16 protein-coding genes are annotated in these 19,508 nt (G+C 46.2%); 8 read left to right on the forward strand and 8 right to left on the reverse strand.

The genetic code is table 11. The features are described from left to right. Nucleotides 1-11 precede the first annotated feature (11 nt). Nucleotides 12-1,202 carry an ornithine--oxo-acid transaminase gene (locus LRR81_RS11680; RefSeq protein ID WP_231789555.1) on the reverse strand — a complete coding sequence of 397 codons (1,191 nt, stop codon included), beginning with the start codon at nucleotides 1,200-1,202 and terminating at the stop codon, nucleotides 12-14. 223 nt (nucleotides 1,203-1,425) lie between these two features. Between LRR81_RS11680 and LRR81_RS11685 the strand changes: the two genes are divergently transcribed. Then, nucleotides 1,426-1,797, forward strand: a complete 372-nt coding sequence (locus LRR81_RS11685; protein ID WP_231789556.1) for a YisL family protein — start codon at nucleotides 1,426-1,428, stop codon at nucleotides 1,795-1,797. A 194-nt stretch (nucleotides 1,798-1,991) separates the two neighbouring features. Here the strand turns inward: LRR81_RS11685 and LRR81_RS11690 are convergent, their stop codons facing one another. Further along, nucleotides 1,992-2,552, reverse strand: a complete 561-nt coding sequence (locus LRR81_RS11690; protein ID WP_231789557.1) for a DUF2777 family protein — start codon at nucleotides 2,550-2,552, stop codon at nucleotides 1,992-1,994. A 207-nt stretch (nucleotides 2,553-2,759) separates the two neighbouring features. Here LRR81_RS11690 and asnB point away from each other — a divergent pair, with 207 nt between their 5' ends. The 4 genes from asnB to LRR81_RS11710 all read left to right on the forward strand — a co-directional run bounded on the left by asnB (nucleotide 2,760) and on the right by LRR81_RS11710 (nucleotide 8,639). Further along, nucleotides 2,760-4,604 carry an asparagine synthase (glutamine-hydrolyzing) gene (gene asnB / locus LRR81_RS11695; protein ID WP_231789558.1) on the forward strand — a complete coding sequence of 615 codons (1,845 nt, stop codon included), beginning with the start codon at nucleotides 2,760-2,762 and terminating at the stop codon, nucleotides 4,602-4,604. 201 nt (nucleotides 4,605-4,805) lie between these two features. Continuing rightward, nucleotides 4,806-6,329: a phytoene desaturase family protein gene (locus LRR81_RS11700; RefSeq protein ID WP_231789559.1), complete on the forward strand. Its 1,524-nt coding sequence runs from the start codon at nucleotides 4,806-4,808 to the stop codon at nucleotides 6,327-6,329. Further along, nucleotides 6,326-7,798 (forward strand): phytoene desaturase family protein, encoded by a 1,473-nt coding sequence (locus LRR81_RS11705; RefSeq protein ID WP_231789560.1) that lies wholly within the window; start codon nucleotides 6,326-6,328, stop codon nucleotides 7,796-7,798. Before LRR81_RS11700 ends, LRR81_RS11705 begins: the two co-directional genes overlap by 4 nt. Before the next feature lie 31 nt (nucleotides 7,799-7,829). Then, complete coding sequence (locus LRR81_RS11710; RefSeq protein WP_231789731.1) at nucleotides 7,830-8,639, forward strand: phytoene/squalene synthase family protein; 810 nt, start codon at nucleotides 7,830-7,832, stop codon at nucleotides 8,637-8,639. Between the two features lie 32 nt (nucleotides 8,640-8,671). On the opposite strand, the gene LRR81_RS11715 is transcribed toward LRR81_RS11710, so the two are convergent. The 3 genes from LRR81_RS11715 to LRR81_RS11725 are packed head-to-tail and all read right to left on the reverse strand — an operon-like array spanning nucleotide 8,672 to nucleotide 11,576. Next, nucleotides 8,672-10,147: a phytoene desaturase family protein gene (locus tag LRR81_RS11715; protein ID WP_231789561.1), complete on the reverse strand. Its 1,476-nt coding sequence runs from the start codon at nucleotides 10,145-10,147 to the stop codon at nucleotides 8,672-8,674. An 11-nt stretch (nucleotides 10,148-10,158) separates the two neighbouring features. After that, nucleotides 10,159-10,821: a lysophospholipid acyltransferase family protein gene (locus tag LRR81_RS11720; RefSeq protein ID WP_231789562.1), complete on the reverse strand. Its 663-nt coding sequence runs from the start codon at nucleotides 10,819-10,821 to the stop codon at nucleotides 10,159-10,161. After that, nucleotides 10,818-11,576 carry a carotenoid biosynthesis protein gene (locus LRR81_RS11725; RefSeq protein WP_231789563.1) on the reverse strand — a complete coding sequence of 253 codons (759 nt, stop codon included), beginning with the start codon at nucleotides 11,574-11,576 and terminating at the stop codon, nucleotides 10,818-10,820. The genes LRR81_RS11720 and LRR81_RS11725 overlap by 4 nt, the downstream gene beginning before the upstream one ends. Nucleotides 11,577-11,708: 132 nt before the next feature. On the opposite strand from LRR81_RS11725, the gene LRR81_RS11730 reads away from it, so the two are divergent. Further along, nucleotides 11,709-12,521 (forward strand): uroporphyrinogen-III synthase, encoded by an 813-nt coding sequence (locus LRR81_RS11730; protein WP_231789564.1) that lies wholly within the window; start codon nucleotides 11,709-11,711, stop codon nucleotides 12,519-12,521. A 28-nt stretch (nucleotides 12,522-12,549) separates the two neighbouring features. Here the strand turns inward: LRR81_RS11730 and LRR81_RS11735 are convergent, their stop codons facing one another. Next, complete coding sequence (locus tag LRR81_RS11735; RefSeq protein ID WP_231789565.1) at nucleotides 12,550-13,929, reverse strand: MATE family efflux transporter; 1,380 nt, start codon at nucleotides 13,927-13,929, stop codon at nucleotides 12,550-12,552. A 121-nt stretch (nucleotides 13,930-14,050) separates the two neighbouring features. Between LRR81_RS11735 and LRR81_RS11740 the strand changes: the two genes are divergently transcribed. Further along, the gene (locus LRR81_RS11740) at nucleotides 14,051-14,920 is read left to right on the forward strand and encodes an AraC family transcriptional regulator (protein ID WP_231789566.1); all 870 of its coding nucleotides are present in this window, start codon (nucleotides 14,051-14,053) and stop codon (nucleotides 14,918-14,920) included. A gap of 135 nt (nucleotides 14,921-15,055) precedes the next feature. On the opposite strand, the gene LRR81_RS11745 is transcribed toward LRR81_RS11740, so the two are convergent. Both LRR81_RS11745 and LRR81_RS11750 read right to left on the reverse strand, forming a co-directional pair. Then, nucleotides 15,056-16,111: an alkene reductase gene (locus tag LRR81_RS11745; protein ID WP_231789567.1), complete on the reverse strand. Its 1,056-nt coding sequence runs from the start codon at nucleotides 16,109-16,111 to the stop codon at nucleotides 15,056-15,058. Nucleotides 16,112-16,917: 806 nt separating this feature from the next. Next, nucleotides 16,918-17,691, reverse strand: coding sequence for an alpha/beta hydrolase (locus LRR81_RS11750; protein ID WP_231789568.1), 774 nt, complete (start codon nucleotides 17,689-17,691; stop codon nucleotides 16,918-16,920). 319 nt (nucleotides 17,692-18,010) lie between these two features. On the opposite strand from LRR81_RS11750, the gene LRR81_RS11755 reads away from it, so the two are divergent. After that, nucleotides 18,011-19,306: a sugar ABC transporter substrate-binding protein gene (locus LRR81_RS11755; RefSeq protein ID WP_231789569.1), complete on the forward strand. Its 1,296-nt coding sequence runs from the start codon at nucleotides 18,011-18,013 to the stop codon at nucleotides 19,304-19,306. The last annotated feature ends 202 nt before the right edge of the window (nucleotides 19,307-19,508 follow it).

The raw sequence follows: 19,508 nt of genomic DNA on the forward strand, positions 1-19,508 counted from the left end.
TTTTCAATCTATTAAGAAAGAACTTTTTTCACACGTTCAATTGCCCAGTCAAGCTCCTCTTTAGAAATCACAAGAGGCGGTGCAAAGCGGATGACAGTGTCGTGCGTTTCCTTGCAAAGGAGGCCTTCTGCTTTCAGGGACTCACAGTAAGGACGTGCATCTTCTGTAAGCTCAACTCCGATAAAGAGTCCTTTTCCGCGCACTTCTTTGATTTTAGGATTGCTGATTTCGCTCAGCTTTTCCTGGAAGTAGTTTCCGAGTTCCAGTGAGCGCTCAGAAAGCTTTTCATCAACAAGAACGTCAAGGGCAGCAATAGAAACGGCGCATGCAAGCGGATTTCCGCCGAATGTTGAGCCGTGTGACCCTGGATTGAAGACGCCTAGAACGTCTTTGTCAGCTGCGATGCAGGAAATAGGAAATACTCCGCCGCCTAGCGCTTTGCCGAGAATGTACATATCAGGCTTTACGTCTTCCCAGTCGCAGGCAAATAATTTGCCTGAGCGGCCAAGGCCAGCCTGGATTTCGTCTGCCACATAAAGGACGTTGTTTTCTTTGCAAAGATCATAAGCTTCTTTCAGGAAGCCTTCCTTCGGTATGTGAATACCGGCTTCACCTTGAATCGGTTCGAAAATAAAGGCAGCGGTATTAGGTGTGATGGCTTCTTTTAAAGCATCAAGGTCGCCGAATGGGATAATTTTAATGCCAGGCAGCATTGGACCGAATCCGCGCTTGTATTCATCGCTTGATGACATAGACACAGCGGTCATCGTGCGGCCGTGGAAGTTATCTTCGCAGACAATAATTTCAGCTTTGTCTGCTTCAACGCCTTTTACTTCGTACGCCCAGCGTCTGCTTGTTTTCACAGCAGTCTCAACAGCTTCTGCTCCTGTGTTCATCGGCAGCACCATATCTTTGCCTGTTAATTGTGCCACTTTTTCATACCATGGACCAAGTAGGTCGCTGTGGAAAGCGCGGGATGTCAAAGTCACTCTGTCCGCTTGATCCTTCAGAGCCTGAATGATTTTTGGATGGCGGTGGCCTTGGTTAACAGCTGAATAGGCACTCAGCATGTCCATATAGCGGTTGCCCTCAGGGTCTTCCACCCAAACACCTTCTGCTTTGGAAATGACGATCGGCAGCGGATGATAATTGTTGGCTCCGTATTTTTCGGTCACTTCAATGATTTGTGCTGATTTTGTCATAGTATCCCTCCGTACTCCCCGAATTGTGTGAAACATGCGTGAACGCATTGTTTCAGTGCCCGTCTGCTAAGAAATAAAAGGCTTTCATTTTATTTCAAGCGGGTCTCTATGTATACAATATCCCAGGATAGTAAAGAAAACAATACACAACAATGCAACTTCTTCTTCCAACTGGAAGCCAGTTTCATGGTAATATAAGAGAAAACAAGTAGGAGGAAAAAACATGACAACGCACCTGCACATTACAGCATGGGCTCTAGGAATTATTTTATTCTTTGCTGCTGTATTTCTTTTTCAATCAGGCAAAGCAAAACCGTTTAAAATTGTACATATGATTACAAGGGTATTCTACATACTGATCCTGGCTTCAGGTCTGCAGCTTTTTTTAGCAGGCTACACGATTAAGAAGTTTACAGGAGAATATTACGGGAAATTGCTGATCGGCTTAGTGATCCTCGTGCTGATGGAAATGATCCTTGTCCGCATGAAAAAAGGAAAAGCTCTTAAAGGGCTTTGGATCGGCTTCGTGATAGCACTCGTATTAGTTATTTTCCTTGGCCTGCGCCTGCCGCTTGGCTTTCATCCTTTCAGCTGATAAAAAAAGGACCAATTGTGAATTGGTCTTTTTTTTTATACCGGGGGCTGAACAAGCCGCTTGCGCTTTTCATTGTCCAGCTGCGGCCGCTAGCCCCTCGAGTCGCTTCGAAAAATCCCAAAAAGTCAAACCCGGACTTTTCGGGATTTTCCTCCAGCGCTTGTCGGGGCTGAACGAGCGGCCTCCGCTTTTCGTTAAGCACTATAAGAAAGCACAGCCCTCTTTCCAAAGCTCGTCGTAAATTCAAATCTGTCACCTTCAGCTGTTCCGCGTTCAAAGTGGTGCTGGACGGCGCAGATGCCTTCTTCGTTGTCGAATTGGAAAAAGGATACGCCTTTTTTTCGTTTCTTTCGGCTGAGGAAGAGGAGCTGGTTGTAGCTGTAGACGCAGTCAAAGATTGAAAAGCCCAGACTGTTCAGCTGTTTGGCAAATTCCTCGAAGGTCTTGTCTGACAGAGACTGCAGCATTTGGTCGAGCGCGTAGGGGAGTGGTTTTTTCATGCGGAAGCAGTCGTCTTCATGGATGACATGGGTTCCGAAGGGCCCCTTTATTTTGCCGTTTGCTGCGAGTTTTGCTTTTTGCCATTTTTCCTCGAGAAAAATTTCAAGTTCTTTTGTATTTAATGTTTCAAGGAGCACCATCTGGTCTTCGTCTTCTTCGATAAAAAACCATTCTTCTTCAAGCTGCTGAATCATTCCGATCATATAGGAGCGGTCCTGAACCTGCAGCAGCTCTGTTCTGTTTTGTTCGCTCAAATGCTGTACACTCCCTGATGAATATTTTTATTCTCGTTTTACCCAAAAGAAGAGGCCGTTATACAGAGCTCGTTTTCCGCTGGTTTTTATCAGAAAAGAACATAGCAAAGCCCAAACCATTCATCCGGACAAAGCTTCCTTTCATATGCTATGTAGTGGATTGCTTGATGACGGTTAAGAGAGGCCGAAACAGGGAGATGATGAAGGATGTGCGGTATAGCTGGCTGGATTGATCTGCAGCAGGACTTATCACAGCGGAAGAACATAGTGGAAAAAATGACGGCAGCCTTGTCTAAAAGGGGCCCTGATGATACAAACTTTTTTGGTGAGCGCCATGTGCTGTTCGGCCATAAACGCCTGGCAGTTGTTGATATTGAAGGCGGCAGGCAGCCGATGAGCCGGACGAAGGATGCCGGCACCTTTACGATTTGCTACAATGGCGAGCTTTATAATACGGAGGAAATCCGAAAAGAATTGCTGAAGAGAGGCCACCGCTTCACAGGGCATTCTGATACAGAGGTGCTGCTTGCTTCTTTTATGGAATGGAGGGAAGCGTGTCTCGGCCATTTGAACGGCATTTTCGCCTTTGCTGTCTGGGACAGTGAAAAAGAAGAGCTGTTCGCGGCGAGAGACCGCCTCGGAGTCAAGCCGTTCTTCTACAAGGAAAACAATGCCTCGTTTTTGTTCGGCTCTGAGATAAAATCCATTCTGGCTCACCCTGAAACAGCGGCGGCCGTTGACAGAGAAGGGCTTGCTGAAGTAATGGCGCTAGGGCCGTCAAGAACACCTGGGAGCGGCGTTTTTCAGGGGATTAAGGAGCTGAGGCCAGGGCATGCCCTGAAGCTGAACAGAGAAGGGCTGAAGGTTTGGCGGTATTGGAATGTGAAGAGTGCTGAGCATACGGATTCATTTGATGAGACAGTTGACAAAGTCCGCTTTCTTGTTAAAGATGCTGTAACGCGCCAGCTTGTTTCAGATGTGCCGCTCTGCACTTTTTTGTCAGGCGGTGTGGATTCCAGTGCGATCACAGCGATAGCTGCAGAAGCATACAAGCAAGAAGGCAAAGGGCAGCTTCATACTTACTCGATTGATTATGAAGAAAACGAGAAATTTTTTCAAAAAAGCGATTTTCAGCCAAATGCTGATGGCTATTGGATTCAGCTGATGACTGATGCGTTCGGTACGAACCACACGAGATCGGTGATTTCACAGCAGCTGCTGGCAGAGCATTTGACAGAGGCAGTGCTTGTTAGAGACTTGCCGGGGATGGCGGACATTGACAGCTCGCTTCTTTGGTTTTGCCGTGAAATTAAAAAGGATTTTACTGTTAGCCTTTCTGGAGAATGCGCAGATGAAATTTTCGGAGGGTACCCTTGGTTTCATCGTCCCGGCGAGGCGGATGTGTTCCCATGGATGCGTTCAACAGATGCCAGAGTAGAGCTGCTAAAGCCTGAGTGGAGAGAAAAGCTGCAGTTAAAAGAGTATGTGAAAAATAGATATGAAGAATCAATGGCTGAAACACCGCTGCTTGACGGGGAAGCGTCTCTTGAATCAAAAAGAAGACAGCTTTTCTATATTAACATGCTTTGGTTCATGACAACCCTTCTCGACAGGAAGGACAGAATGAGCATGGGTGCGAGCCTTGAAGTCAGGGTGCCGTTTGCCGACCATCGCCTTGTAGAATATGTCTGGAATGTCCCGTGGGAAATGAAAATGCACGGGAACAGGGAAAAGGGGCTGCTCAGGAAGGCCCTGGAAGGACTGCTGCCTGAAGAGGTGCTGTACAGGAAGAAAAGTCCTTATCCGAAAACCCATCACCCTGCCTATACAGAAGCCGTGAAATCCTGGCTGCTTGGGCATTTGAAAAAGAAAGATTCCGTGCTTCATGAACTGCTGAACAGGGAGGAGCTGAACCGTATTATCGATACGAACGGCAGCGGGTTTAAGGCTCCTTGGTACGGCCAGCTGATGACAGGGCCGCAGCTTCTTGCCCATCTTGGTCAGATTCACGTGTGGTTTGAGGAATACCGGATTAATATTAAAGATGCCTAGCAGCCGGGTTTTGGCTGCTTTTTTTTGCAGAAGCTCTGTACAAGTCTATCTTTTTTCCTTCAGCTTCTTAACTGGCTGCACAAAAGATATACTTATAGAAAGAGTATTGGGAAATTTTTCTTCGTTGTCTTTTAATACCTATAAACGTATAATGTTTGTATAACTATTGTACAAGGGAAAAGGAAACGTGAGGTGAATGCAATGGCATCAAAAATGATCGTGATCGGCGCAGGGCCTGGCGGATTGGCCGCAGCGCTTATGCTTGCCGGCAAAGGGTATGAAGTGGATGTTTATGAAAAACAGCCTTATGTTGGAGGCAGAAATTCTTCCATCAATCTTGACGGCTTTACATTTGATATGGGTCCAACCTTTCTCAGCATGGTTCATATAGCGGAAGAAATTTTTCAGTCAGCAGGAAAGAATCTGCATGATTACGTGGATCTGAAAGAAATTGATGATTTGTATGAACTGATTTTTGAAAACGAATCACTGCACATGACAAGAAATCCGGAGGAAATGAAAAAGCGGATTGATGAGATTGCACCAGGAGACGGTGATGGCTATGCGAGGTTTATGGCTGACACGGAACGGAAAATGGACAAGCTGTCGCCTATTCTGCAGAGCCGGATGGACCGGTTTCATCATTACTTGAGCCCGAGGGTGCTGAAGGCGCTTCCGGATTTGACTGTGACGAAAAGCCTTTATGGGGTGCTGTCGGATTATTTTATGGACGAGCGCATCAAGCTGGCTTTTACCTTTCAGTCAAAATATCTTGGCATGTCGCCATGGGAATGCCCTGGTGCTTTTTCCATTCTTTCTTATATGGAGCATGCATACGGCATTTATCACCCAATTGGAGGAGTGAACCAGCTGTCAAAGGCGATGGCAAAAGCATTTGAGGAGCTTGGAGGCAGAATCCATCTTGGTCAGGGCGTAAAAAAACTGCTGCACGAAGGAAAAAAAGCGAAAGGGATTTTGCTTGAAAGCGGGGAAAAGATAGAAGCAGACGAGGTGATCATAAACGGGGATTTTGCCCATGTGATGACAAATCTCTTAGAGGAAGGCGTTTCAAAGAAGTTTTCAAAAGCCAAGCTTTCCAAAAAGAAGTTTTCCTGTTCTACCTTTATGATTTATCTTGGTTTGGACAAAATTTATGATCTGCCGCATCATACGATTCTTTTTGCGAAAGATTACAAGAAAAATGTGGAAGCGATCACCAAGACATTTGATTTATCGGATGATATCTCGATCTATATCCAAAACGCCAGTGTAACAGATCCAACCCTTGCACCGGCAGGGAAATCTGCCCTTTATGTCCTTGCGCCTGTGCCGAGCAATTTGAGCGGCATAAGCTGGGAGGAGAAAAAGGAAACGTTCCGGAGGCTGATCCTGGAAACTGTTGAAAAAAGAACGGGTTTTAAAGATTTAGAGAATCATATAGTGACAGAAAAAATTATTTCTCCGCTGGAATGGGAAAAAGATATTTTTGTGTACAAAGGAGCGACTTTTAATCTGGGGCATCAGCTGTCACAGATGATGGTGCTCAGGCCCCACAACAAATTTGATGAGCTTGATCACTGCTGGCTTGTAGGAGGCGGCACGCATCCCGGCAGCGGGCTTCCGACGATTTTAGAATCGGCAAGAATTACTGTGAACGGCATTTTTAAAAAGGACCATCTTCCGCAAATTAAGGCCGGACCTGGAAAGAGAGCTGGCATCGGATGAAAAAAGTACTCATAGCCGGGAGCGGAATAGGCGGCATGACAGCCGCTTTATTACTGAAAAAAAACGGAATGGATGTTACGATATGTGAAAAGAGCCATAAGCTGGGCGGCCGGCTGTCTTACATCAGAGAGCAGGACTTCAAAATTGATGAAGGCCCGACGATCGTCCTTTTGCCGGAAATGCTGCAAAGCATTCTCGATGAGGCAGGTGTGGCCAGAACAGAGTACGAATTGCTTAAGATGGATCCTCTTTACACCCTTCACTATAAGGACGGATCAACTTACAGGAAGTATTCTTCGAAAGAAAAGCAGCTGGAGGAGCTGAAGGAGAAATTTCCTGGAGACACGTCAGGTTTTCTGCGCTTTATGAAGGACATGGACATTTCTTTTCCTTTAGGCCAAAAAGCATTTTTAGAAAAATCGTTCACTTTTAAAAAAGATTTTTGGACAGGCAGCAACATCCGGGCGCTGATGAAGCTGAAGGCATACAAAAGCGTGTATAAATCGCTGCAGGGCTATTTTAAAGACGAACGGCTCCTGCAGGCCTATTCCCTGCAAACCCTTTATATCGGCGGCAACCCTTATGAGTCGCCAGCTCTTTATTCCCTTATTTCCTACAGCGAGCATCAGCATGGCATCTATTATGTGAAAGGCGGATATGCCTCACTCGCAGCCGTTCTTGAAAAGGCGCTCAGGAGATTAGGCGTTGCCATTTTAAAAGATTCAGAGCTGACAGGATTTGAGGTAAGCGGCTTAAATGCCGTTTCAGCTGAGGTTAATGGAAAAAAGATCGCAGCAGACTATTTCGTCCTTAATGGGGATTTTCCAGCCGTCTCACATTTGTTAAACCGCTATATGCCGAAGAAAAAGCCTTACACGCCTTCCTCCAGCTGTCTTCTGCTCTACTTTGGGCTGAACAAGATTTATCATAAGGCAGATGTTCATCAGTTTTTTATGGGCTCTGATTTTTCCAGTCATATGAAGGCCGTTTTTAAAACAAAAGAGCTTCCCGAGGATCCTTCCATATACGCGTTCCATCCTTCCGTTATTGACGGGAGCCTTGCTCCAGAGGGGAAAGGCGTGCTGTATGCTCTCGTGCCTGTGCCTTCAGGAGAGGGAATCAACTGGAAGGAACAGGATGCCTTTATTGAAAAGATGATCGATGAGCTTGAAAAGAGAGGATTCCCCGGCCTTAGAGAAGCGATTCTTTGGCAAAAGGTGAAAACCCCTCTTGATGCGATGAAAGAAGGACTGTTTGATGGCGGAAGCTTCGGACTTGCTCCATCGCTGAATCAATCAGGCGTATTTCGCCCTCAGGTGAAGCCGTCCATCCTTCAGAATGTTTACGCAGCAGGAGCATCCATTCACCCTGGCGGAGGTGTGCCGATCGTGATGCAAGGAGCTAAATTGATGGCATCTGAGCTTTTGGAGGATGCCGCTAAATACAGAGAGGTGAAAACTAGTGGATAGCCTGAAAAAAGCCTACCAGCAATGCGAAGAAATGATTAAGCAAAATTCCAAAACATTTTATAAGGCTTTCTCGCTTCTCCCTCTGAGGAAAAAGCAGTCTGTATGGGCCGTTTACGCCTTTTGCCGCACTGTGGATGATATTGTTGATGAAGGGGATTCCCCGGCAGCAGAGCTCGCAGCCTTTGAACAGGAATTTCATCTTTTTCTCAGCGGAACCCGCCCGTCCGGACGCTTTCTCTGGGAGGCTCTGGAGGACACCTTCAGCCGTTTTGAAATGGATGTCCAGGCCTTCAGGGATATGATCGAAGGCCAGCGTATGGACTTAACAAAAAACAGGTACAGCACGGTAGATGAAGTGCTTTCCTACTCGTACCATGTGGCAGGAACGGTAGGGCTGATGCTTCTTCCGATTCTGGCGCCTAAGAAAACGGGGGTATTGCGGAACAGCGCCCTGTCCCTTGGGCTTGCCATGCAGCTCACGAATATATTAAGAGACATTGGAGAAGATTTGGACCGGAACCGGATCTACTTGCCGAAGGATGTGATGAACCAGTTTTCCTGCAGTGAAGACGACCTGAAATCAGGCATTGTCACAGAGGCTTTTATCTCTGTGTGGGAATACATGGCTTTTGAAGCTGAAGCCTACTACGAGGAAGCCATGGACACCCTTCACGAATATCCGCTTCATTCGCGAAAGCCTGTACAGGCTGCAGCCCACTTTTATAAAGCCATTCTGAACAAAATCCGCCAAAATCAATACCAGGTTTTTTCAAAGAGAAACTTTGTCACACAGGATGAAAAGCTCAGCATTTTGAGCCAGCTTGAGGAAAGTGCCCTATAGAAAAGCTGCCGGAGAAGATCCGGCAGCTTTTTCTATTGGTGTCTTTTTATCAAAGCCTTTGCCACATTCATCCCGCTGATCGTCACCATTGGTGATCCGCCGCCCGGATGTGTGCTGCCTCCGGCAAAGGAGAGATTTTTAATATCTCTGGAAAAATTCCCGGGCCGTAAAAAAGCGTCCAGTTTTCTGTTCGCGGAGATGCCGTAAAGCGCACCCCTGTAAGCGCCGAATTTAGCCGCTATTTCCTGGGGAGTAATAACCTTTTCCACGCTAAGGTGCTCCCTGATTGGAAGGCCTGCCGCTTCCAGCCTGTCATAGATGAGCTCCTTGTATTCCTCCGGATTCACCTGCAGCCTGCCATCCTTTTTCAGCGGCGGTGCATTCACAAGGATAAACAGGTTGTCCCCGTTAACAGACTGCTGCCTGTCTGTATAGGAAGAGCTGCTGATATAGATGGTCGGCTGGGTACTGTAAACCCCGTTTTTAAATAAATCGTGAAACTCCCTTTGATAATTACTTGAAAAAAAGACGTTGTGATGATGCAGCTTTTTAGAAATATTATTCATGCCGGCTAAAATGACAAAGGCAGAAATGGAGGGCTCATACCTGTCCCGCTTCTGGTCGGAAAAATGAGGGCGGTCATCCTCCTGCACGAGCTCTGGAAAAGCCTTTAGCAAGTCGGCATTCATGATAAATTCGTCTGCTTTGATCACTTCTCCGCTGTCCAATGTTAAACTTTCGGCTCTTTTTTCTTTGACTTGGATGGATACAACTTCACTTCCCATTAGAAACGAAACACCCATATCAGAAGCTGCACGTTGGAGAGCTTCTGCAATTTTTACATTGCCCCCTTTGACATAATAAACGCCCTGCACAAGCTCTAGGTACGCGATCATGGCAAATGTAGCCGGTGAGACATAAGGGGAGGAGCCGATGTATGTGGCATACCTGTTCAATGCCTGCAGCACATTAGGGCTCTTAAAGTAGCGCCGGAAAAAATGATCCATCGTTTCCAGTGGCCGCACCTGTGAAAAAGCCGCGCCAAGACGGGGTGACAAATAATCGAGCGGACCCTTAAACATTTTCGGAAAAAAATGAGCCTCTGAAAGGCGGTAAAGCCGCTCAATTTCTTTTAGAAACTTATCATAATTCTCAGCACCGAAAGGGTCCTGCTCCTTCAGCTGTTTTTTCATATAGTCACTGTCATGTGAAAAAACCAATTCTGTTCCATCAGGGGAAAAGTTCTTCGTATGATGAGGAAGCTTGATGAACTCCAGCACATCCTCCATCACAACACCTGCTTTTTCGAAAACTGATGAGAAGACGTGCGGCATTGTAATCGTATTAGGTCCGAAATCAAAATGGTAATCACCGAGCGACACCGGCATCAGCTTACCGCCGGCATGGAAGTTTTTTTCAATAACCGTCACTTCAAAGCCTGCGCTTCTAAGCATGATCGCGGCGGACAGCCCGCCAAGCCCTGCGCCAATAACAGCTGCTTTTACCACTGTATCACCTCCTACAAAAGAATGTTTTGAAAGCTCTCTGTCTGTTCACTGATGACGGCAGAGCGCAATTCGTCAAGCATTGATGTAAAGTCACGCTCAAGCATAGCGGATTTTTCCCTGCGGTTATCACCAGGAAGGCTGCTTAAAAAGTGAGGCTCTCCAATGGAAATATAAACAGCCTGCTTTCTCTGATGGCCAAACGTATAGCAGACAGCAGCAGGCAGAAGCGGCACTGCACTGGCCTTTTCCGATAAAGCGACAATTCCGGGAAGAAAGCCAAGCGGCCGAAGCTCCTGATGCTTTTCATCGCCTTGCGGAAACAGAATAGTCGACTTTCCGCTGTTAAGAAGCTCTGCCCCGTACTGAAGGGATAGCGCGATATCCCGCGGCTGGTTCCGATTAACGGAATAGGCGCCAAGTTTTTTAAAAAAGCGGAATTCATTCAGCCCTTTTTCATGCATCATGATATGAATGTTATGATGCAGAAACATTTTGTTTAAATGAAACCATACCAAGCCGTCCCACCAGGAGCTGTGATTGCCATAAAAAAGCGCGTTTTTCGGCAGCTCCTGAGGGCTTTTCACATAAATGCCGTGAAAGTGCCTTTTCAGCAGCTGCTTATTATAAAGATGAAAGAAGTGCTCAAACACCGGTGATTTTTTTGCAGGGATCATAGGGCAGCCCTCTTTTTCCTATGAAAGTAAAGAATCAGGACAAAGACAGCCGGCAGGAGAACAATAGCTGATGCAAGCCATAAGCTGTTCAGTACGGCAAGCAGGATAAACATAAAGAGAACAAGATAGTAAACAAGAACTGCCCTGCCTTCCCAAACAGAAGCAGGCCTTATCGTCATCTTTCCCCGGACGGTTATGTACAGCAAGCTGTGAAGCACAAGGGAAACGATCAGCCATCCGAGAAAATTGGAAAAAGGAATATCATAGTAAGGGCCTTTGTGCTCCCAAACCCAATACTCTTTTACTTTAAAGGCGACAGGATCAAGAATAGCATCCATTAAAACAGCCAGCATCGAGGCAAACACAATGCAGCCGGCAGCACTTTTGAAGATCGCTTTTGAAATCGCATGCGAGCCTGCTGTCACCATGAGCCAGGCAAAGCCGATCACAATTGGAACACCTGCAGCCTGCGGCCCGAAATCCTTCGTATAATAGTAGTCTCCGAAAAGAATGCCATACTTTACGCCAAGATGCTCTGCAAAAATGGAGAAAATGATAATCATAAGTGAAAGAAAAATGCCTTTTTTCACCCCGTATGCTTCAGCAAGGTAAATGCCGCCAAGAGAGCCTGCCAGGATAAGAAACACCACATTCGCCCATTCAAGGGCAGGCGGCAGAATATCCAGGCTGAGCAGCACAAGTCCGCACGCATACCAAACAAAAAAGAAATAATAGAGTAATTGACTTGCCTTCAACCTTGCACCTCCATTTGCCCAATTACTTTCATTATAGAAAAAGGGATAGAAAAGAAACAAGCCAAGATAGGCTGTGAAAGCGGAATTTCTGGTATGCTTGAAAAAAGGACAGAAACAGGGAGAGTGCAGACCTTGAGCAGATTGGAAGGCAAAAAAATTATTCTGGCTGGCCAGAGAAAAATAGAAGAGCAGGTAAAAATCATTGAAAACCTTGGAGGGACAGCCCTGCCGCTGCCTGCACAGGGAACCGTTTTTCTTGATGACGAAGGACTGGAAGAAAAAATCAAAGCCATGGCAGTGGCGCCGCCTGACTGGCTGATCTTAACTACAGGCATGGGAACAGAAGCGCTCTGGAACAAGGCAAAGAGCCTCGGCCTTGAGAAAGAATGGACAGACTCGCTTTCCCGCACCGACATCGGCGTCAGAGGCTATAAAACGATGCAGATGGTCAAGAAACTAGGCCTCAACGCCGCAGCCCGCGATGATGACGGCAGCAATGAAGGGCTGCTCCGCGAGCTCGCTGCTTTTTCATTCAGCGGAAAAAAGGTGGCGCTGCAGCTGCACGGAGAGCAGGCACCAAAGCTTGTCAGCTGGTTCCGCGGCGAAAATGCGGAAGTCATGGAAATCCAGCCGTATCTGCACATCCCGCCTGAGGAAGCAGTGCTTGAAAAGCTGGCAGAAGAAATTTCAGAGCAAAACGTCGATGCCGTCAGTTTTACGAGTACGCCGCAAGGTAGGTTTTTAATGCAGTATGCCCGTGAAAAAGGCCTGGAGGAAAAGATCATCAAAGCCTTCTCTGAAGGTGTTACAGCTCTTGCAGTCGGCAAAGTAACAGCCCAGTCGCTGAAGGAAGAAGGAATAGAGCGGGTTATCTTTCCGGAAAATGAACGGATGGGAAGCGCCCTGATGACGCTTGCCCGCTATTTTGATGAAAAAAGAGGATAGGGTGCAGGGCACTCTATCCTCTTTATGATTATGAAATAGCTGGTTTTTCACGCAAAGCAGGTTCTCTTGAAGAAACGAAGCCTTTTGTGACCCACTGCTTTGATTTCCAGCGTTTGTACATGAGTATCCCGCGAAGCCATTCGTCAAGAATGAAGGCGATCCAGATGCCAATAAGCCCAAGCCCGAACACGGAAGACAGCAGAAAGGCTGCTGGAACGCTCACACACCAGACGGACATACCGCCCATGAAAACTGGGAACCTGACATCGCCTGCCGCTCTCAGAGCATTGTTAATCACAAGGTTAAACGCTCTTCCAGGCTCAAGCAGAACCGTTAGCAAAATCAGCAGGCCGCCTGTATGAATGATGCTCTCGTTTGAAGTGAAAATATGAAACAGTGAATCTGAAAAAGTATGAAAACCCAATGCGGTCACAGTTGATAAACCGATCGCCATATAAAGAGTCTTTAAACAGCGGTTGAAAGCTGACTCGTAATCTTTTGCCCCAATCATCCGCCCAATCACAATCTGAGTGCCCTGGCTCAGCGCAAGGCTCATTAAATAAATAAACATCATCAGGTTCTGGGCATAAACCTTTGTCGCAAGAGCTTCTGTGCCAAGCGAAGAAACAAAATACGTAATCACCATCTGCGAAACATTAAAGGAAAGCTGTTCTCCTGCAGAAGGAAGCCCGATTTTCACAAGCGTTCTAAAGTGGTGGAGAGGAAGGCTTTTTAACCGGCTGAAAACAGGGAACGGCACCTTTTTGGCGAGAATAAATAAAATCAAAATCAAACCGGCAAAGCGCGACACAGCTGTTGAAACAGCCACACCGGCAACGCCAAGTACCGGAATGCCGAAAGGACCGAATAAAAACAGCGTGTTGCCGATAATATGAAGGATATTCATCCCAACGGTCACATACATCGTTTCTCTCGTATAGCCATAGCTGCGCAGTATGGCGCTCGCTGTCATGATCAGGGCCTGAATAAACGAAAAGCCGCCGACAATCTCTAAATAAACGTCCGCATCAGGCATCAAATGAAGAGGCAAATTCATCATGCCAAGCAGGGATTTGCTGAAAAAATAGAGAATTACGCTGATCACAAGACCTAAAATAGCGTTGAAAATGATGGATATAAGGGCAATGTCCTTTGCATCCTGACCTCTTTTTGCCCCGAGATTCTGGGTAATTAAAATCGTAGAGCCCGCTGCCATAAAGCCGAACATCACAATCACAAGCTGCAGAATCTGGTTGGATACCCCAACAGCAGCCACTGCCTCATCTGAATGCATGCTAAGCATGAGCGTATCAGTATTTCCCATCAGCATATACAAAAACAATTCAATAAAGATCGGCCACGTTAAGGAAAAAATGGTGATTTTCCGATGCTGTAAATCTACTCTCAAATGTAAAATCTCCTTGGAAAATTTTTATCAAAACCTTTATTAGTGTAGCTTTAGAGATGTATAATTTAAAGGGAAGAAACCGATTCGTTTTGGAAATATACGACCTGAAAGGGGTTTCACTTTGCCATATCTCGCATTTCAGCTCCCGCCTTTTCCAACCTTTATAAAGGGCGGACAATCCACTTTTAAAAATGGACGAAAACATGCCCGGCGCATTTATCCGGTCTTTGATCTGCTCTATATCGTAAAAGGGGAAATGTTTATCACAGAAGACAAGGTTCCTTACACTGTTAAAGAAAAAGAATATCTGATCCTTACCCCTGGAAAAGAACACTTCGGACACAAAGCCTCTAAAAAAGAAACCAGCCTGTTCTGGATCCATTTTAGTGCCCACATGCCCTTTCATGCGGAAGAAGATGGCCACAGCAGCTGGAGCAATGCCAAGCAAAAAGAAGCAGACTTTATTTCTCCCGCTTCATTTCAGCTGAATATTCCAAAGAAGGCAGCTGTCATTCACTCCCTCTATACAGAAGAGCTCCTTGAAGACCTGGCAAGCATGACTGATCAATCAACTGAGCAGCCGCTAAGGCTTCAGGGTGTTTTTCAGGAGCTGCTGCTTCACCTGCAAAAGGAAGCACTGAAGATACCATCTGCAGCGGAAAAAGTCGTGCAGGACACAAAGGAGTATTTGAGGGAGCACTACAAAGAGGAAATAGGGATGGACAAACTGTCCGCAGGAATCCGCTTTAACCCTGACTACATCACAAGATGCATGCAAAAATCAACCGGCATCACACCCATGCAATACTTAAACAAATACCGCCTCGCCCAGGCAAAAAAACTTCTCGCTACAACAGCAGACAAAATATCGGCCATATCAGAAGAAAGCGGCATTGGCGACGCTGCCTACTTCTCAAAGCTCTTCAAAAAATTCGAAGGCATGACACCGCAGGAATACCGGAATATTGCCAGCAGACATAAATCTTACTAACAAAGAAAAGCGGAAGCCGCTCGTTCAGCCCCGACAAGCGCGGGAGATGGACAAACCTGCTGCTTCAATAAGCCAACTAAGTAAACTCTAATATAAAAAAGGATGCCTCTTAGAAAAGAGACATCCTTTATAAAATCAGTTCAGCACAACCAAATGCTTTTTCGCCTCATACTCTTCAAGCGGTGCGCCGCTTTTCACTTTATGCAAAAAGTCAGGATTGGAAATCAGCGGGCGGCCGAATGCCGCCACATCCATCACGCCTTTTTCTAAAGCAGCTTCCGCCTGATCGGCCGTCAAACTGCCGACACCGATAATGAATCCGTCCCAATGCTTTCTGGAAAGGTCATACAGTGTTGCGCCAGGTGCAAACTCTTCCTGTGCATCAAGGGCAGAAGGATGAATGATTTTCACACCAGTTTCTCTGAAAGCATCTGTGAAAATCTTCACTGCCTCATCGCCATCTGCCCAGCGGTAGCCAGGATCATCTACTTTATGAGCAGAAAAACGAATAATTGTCCGATCCGCTCCAATTGCTTCAATCACAGCCGAAATGACACGCTTCATAAACGTCAAACGCTGGCGCAAATCGCCTCCATACTCATCTGTCCGCTTATTCGACGCTTCGCTGTTAAACTGATCAATCAAATAACCATGCGCCCCGTGAATTTCAACTCCGTCAAAACCGGCCTCTATTGCATTGCGGGCCGCCTCAGCATATTCGCCGATCAAGCGCTCTATATCCTCAACTGAAAGCTCATGCGGCTCAGCGTAAGGCTTGCGGAAGCGGGGAACAAGGCCTTCAGCTGCAATCGCTGATGGAGCCTCAGGCGTCTGCCCCTTAATCAATTCTGGATGACTTAAGCGGCCAACATGCCAAATCTGAGCAGCAATGCTGCCGCCCTCTTCATGAACCGCATCCGTTACCTTTTTCCAAGCCTCCACCTGCTCTTTTGTGAAAATGCCTGGCACTCCGGGATTGCCCTTCGCACGGGAGCTGATCACAACACCCTCTGTAATAATCAGCCCAATCCCGTCAGCTGCACGCTTTCTGTAATACTCCACAACCTGATCATTCACAACACCTGTATCATCGTCGCTGAAGCTCCGCGTCATCGGCGCCATCGCCGTACGGGAACGCAAATCGAAAGCTCCTAATTTAACAGGCTCAAATAACTTTTTATATTCACTCATGCTGTAAAAGTCTCCTTTCGGGATATCATGCTTTTACATTTTAACAAGGTGAATTGTTTTGGTTCAAATGGTTCGACTTGGGGTGGTGGAGAGGGCCATTTTTATGGGGTTGGATTGGAACCAATACCGGTGGACCTGTCCCTCACTGCATTAAAGCAGCAAGGGACAGGTGGATGTCTCACTAAAACTATGTGACAGAAGGAAGCAGCGAGGAGGGGACAAATCTTTATTCCATTAGCAAGACGGGGGACAGGTTAACAACATAGAGTACCTGTCCCCCGTTATGGTAAAGCTTTTAGGGACAGAGGCAGCTGTTGAAAATTGCTATGACTGCAGGGAGCTGGCAATGTGGGGACAGATCTTTAATGCGCTGCTGCAGTGAGGGACAAGGGCTGAATTAAAATGGGGACAGGCCCCAATTGCTTTAATGCTGTGTTGTATTGAGGGACAGGCACCAAAAAAAAGAGGCACCTGTCCCTCATTTCACTAAAGTGATGAGGGACAGAGGAACCGCTTTATAACGTCTTTTATGACAAGAGGTTACAAAACTAGTGCCAGGTCTTTTGTCCATTAGTGCAGCGGGGGACAGGGGAAGTAAATCTGCGCCTGTCCCCCGTTCCGTTAAAGCAGAAGGGGACAGTGGGAGTATTGATTGACTACTTATTGAGCGCTTATTTGATCAGTAGGTGCCAAGACTTTAATGCGGCAGTGTGACAGGGGACAGGTTCACTGAAATAGGTAGGAATTGTTTGGTTTCTGCTGCTTCGGAAGCACGAGAACCGTCCCCCTGCTTCCCGTCCCCCTCCTTAAGCTTCCAAAAACAAAAACCCAAAAACCTCCCCGAGCCTTGCCCGCCAAGCTCCTTCGTTATGCTCAGCACCTTCAAAAATCTTAAACTCGCACATCGGCACCTTTTCTTTCAGGATGTCATAGACAGGAATACTTGAAGCAACGTATTGCTCTGGTCCAATTTTTCCGGATCTTTCGTTCGTCCCAATGTCCATGTAGAATCTTTCCAGTCCTTGCAAAGCACTGTCCGCAGCGAAAGCTTCGATTTCTTTTTGGTTGAACCAGTAAGCGGAGGAGAGAGAGGCCGCTTTTTTGAAAACTGCCGGGTATTTGCAGGCTGCATAAGTTGTAATGAGTCCGCCCATGGAGCTTCCCATCATAGATGTTTCCTCAGGGAGCGTACGGTATTTTGCATCGATGAAAGGCTTTAATTCATGTACGATGTAGTCGATGTAGGCTGCACCTTCACCGCCAAGGGTTTCGTTCCTGTCAATGACTTGCTTGCTGATTTCGGCATTCTGCCATGGTCCATACTCGTTGAATCGGTTATAGCGCTCGTGATTGCAGTCGAGGCCGACGACGATCAGATGGAACCCGCTTTGTTCGAGATATTCCGGTATGCCCCATGAAGTGCCGTAGCTCGCGTCTTCGTCTCTAAAGACATTTTGCCCGTCATGCATGTAGAGAACAGGGTAGGCATTCTGTGTTGTTTCATATTCATTTGGAAGGTATACAGTTACGTTCCGTTTTCTCCCAAAAGGGGTGATGGTAACGGTAAAGTTTTCAAGCATAAATGAGTTCCTCCTTTTATTTTTAGCAGTATAGTCCTCGGTCTTTTATCATAAAAGCGCAAACGTTTGCGTATGATAATAATAGTTTGAGAGTAAATGAAAGCGTTCACTATGTCAATTTTCGACGAAGGGCATTTTTAGAAAAACTTTCAAAAAAATGCTTGTCAAACGAGAATTAGGCGCTATAATAAAGGTAAGTTGTGCAATCGTTTTCACTGAATGAGAGCGCTTAATTGAAAGCGCTATAGTTTTTAGACAAATTGTGCAAGCGGTTGTACAAGTACAAAATTACTAGTTTCACATTTTAGGAGGGGTCAAAATGAAGAAAGTCCTTTCGTTATTTGCCATGGTGCTTCTCTTGATTGGCGTACTGGCTGCTTGCGGTCCGGATGCTAAGAAAGATGCATCAAGCGAGCCGAAGAAAGATGGCACAGAAGCCAGCGGCGGCATGCCGGCAAAACCGGAAAAATTAGTTGTTTGGGAAGATCAGAAGAAAGCAGGCTGGCTGAAGCAGGCTGCCGCTGATTTTGAAAAAGAGAACGGCATCAAGATCGAATATAAAGATATCGAAATGGCGACAAAGCAGCGCGAACAGCTTCGCCTTGACGGTCCGACTGGAAAAGGTCCGGACGTTGTAACACTTCCGCATGACCAAATCGGCCAGCTGGCAGTTGAAGGATTGCTTGCACCGATCAAAGTTGACCAAAAAGTTCTGGATACATTCACTGAGTCTTCCATTAAGTCTCAGACATACGAAGGACAGCTTTACGGCCTTCCAAAATCCACTGAAACTCCTGTACTTATCTACAATAAAAAGCTTGTGCAAGACGTACCGGCTACAATGGAAGATCTTTATGCAAAATCAAAAGAACTGACTAAAGGCGATCAGTATGGTTTCCTTGCGCTGTTTGATAACTTCTACTTCGCTCACGCAGTAATCGGCGGAATGGGCGGCTATGTATTCGGCGAAAAAGACGGCAAAATGGATCCGACAGATATCGGTTTGAACAATGAAGGCGCTGTAAAAGGTGCTGAATTCATCCAAAAATGGTACAAAGAAGGTCTTTTCCCTAAAGGTATCATCGGTGAAAACGGCGGTTCAGCTCTTGATGGACTGTTTACTGAAGGAAAAGTTGCTTATGTTATGAACGGCCCATGGGCTTTCGGACCTTATAAAGATGCAAAAGTTGATATCGGTGTTGCTCCGCTTCCTAAATTTGCAGACGGCACTCCAATGAAAACATTCTCCGGCGTTAAAGGCTGGAACATAAGCGCATTCTCTAAAAACAAAGAATGGGCAACAAAGTTTGTTGAATACGTAACAAGCGAAAAAGTGGCTAAAGAACGCTACAAGCAAACATTCGAAATTCCACCGGTTAAATCATTAATGGAAGATCCAATCATTAAAGACAATCCGGAAGCAAAAGCAGTTGCAGAACAATCCGCTTATTCTGTTCCAATGCCGAACATCCCAGAAATGGGTCAAGTATGGCAGGGCATGGCAGATAACCTGCAAACACTTGTTACAGGCAAAGCTGAGCCAAAACCAGCCCTTGATGCAGCTGTGAAGCGCATTAAGTCTGATATTGAAGCAGCAGGTTCTGGAGCGAAATAAGAAACTGCCTAAATAGGCATTGGCTGGCCAATATTGGCCAGCCAATGCTTCCTTTTTAAAGGAAAGAGCTGAGCTTTTAAGAAAAAGTAAATGATATTTACCTTTTCCTAAGAGCTCAGAGCTCTTCATTTACTTCTAAGTATTATCTGCATAAAAGAGCTGTTGAATGAACCGTTTTACATTCGCTATTATCAGAAAGAGA

This window comes from Metabacillus kandeliae, assembly GCF_021166585.1.
Classification (GTDB): domain Bacteria; phylum Bacillota; class Bacilli; order Bacillales; family Bacillaceae; genus Metabacillus_B; species Metabacillus_B kandeliae.

Excerpts from the sequence above, each read along its gene's own strand:
- LRR81_RS11680 (WP_231789555.1), bottom strand. The coding sequence starts at position 1,202 with ATGACAAAATCAGCACAAATCATTGAAGTGACCGAAAAATACGGAGCC.
- LRR81_RS11685 (WP_231789556.1), top strand. The coding sequence starts at position 1,426 with ATGACAACGCACCTGCACATTACAGCATGGGCTCTAGGAATTATTTTA.
- asnB (WP_231789558.1), top strand. The coding sequence starts at position 2,760 with ATGTGCGGTATAGCTGGCTGGATTGATCTGCAGCAGGACTTATCACAG.
- LRR81_RS11700 (WP_231789559.1), top strand. The coding sequence starts at position 4,806 with ATGGCATCAAAAATGATCGTGATCGGCGCAGGGCCTGGCGGATTGGCC.
- LRR81_RS11705 (WP_231789560.1), top strand. The coding sequence starts at position 6,326 with ATGAAAAAAGTACTCATAGCCGGGAGCGGAATAGGCGGCATGACAGCC.
- LRR81_RS11710 (WP_231789731.1), top strand. The coding sequence starts at position 7,830 with ATGATTAAGCAAAATTCCAAAACATTTTATAAGGCTTTCTCGCTTCTC.
- LRR81_RS11720 (WP_231789562.1), bottom strand. The coding sequence starts at position 10,821 with ATGATCCCTGCAAAAAAATCACCGGTGTTTGAGCACTTCTTTCATCTT.
- LRR81_RS11745 (WP_231789567.1), bottom strand. The coding sequence starts at position 16,111 with ATGAGTGAATATAAAAAGTTATTTGAGCCTGTTAAATTAGGAGCTTTC.
- LRR81_RS11750 (WP_231789568.1), bottom strand. The coding sequence starts at position 17,691 with ATGCTTGAAAACTTTACCGTTACCATCACCCCTTTTGGGAGAAAACGG.
- LRR81_RS11755 (WP_231789569.1), top strand. The coding sequence starts at position 18,011 with ATGAAGAAAGTCCTTTCGTTATTTGCCATGGTGCTTCTCTTGATTGGC.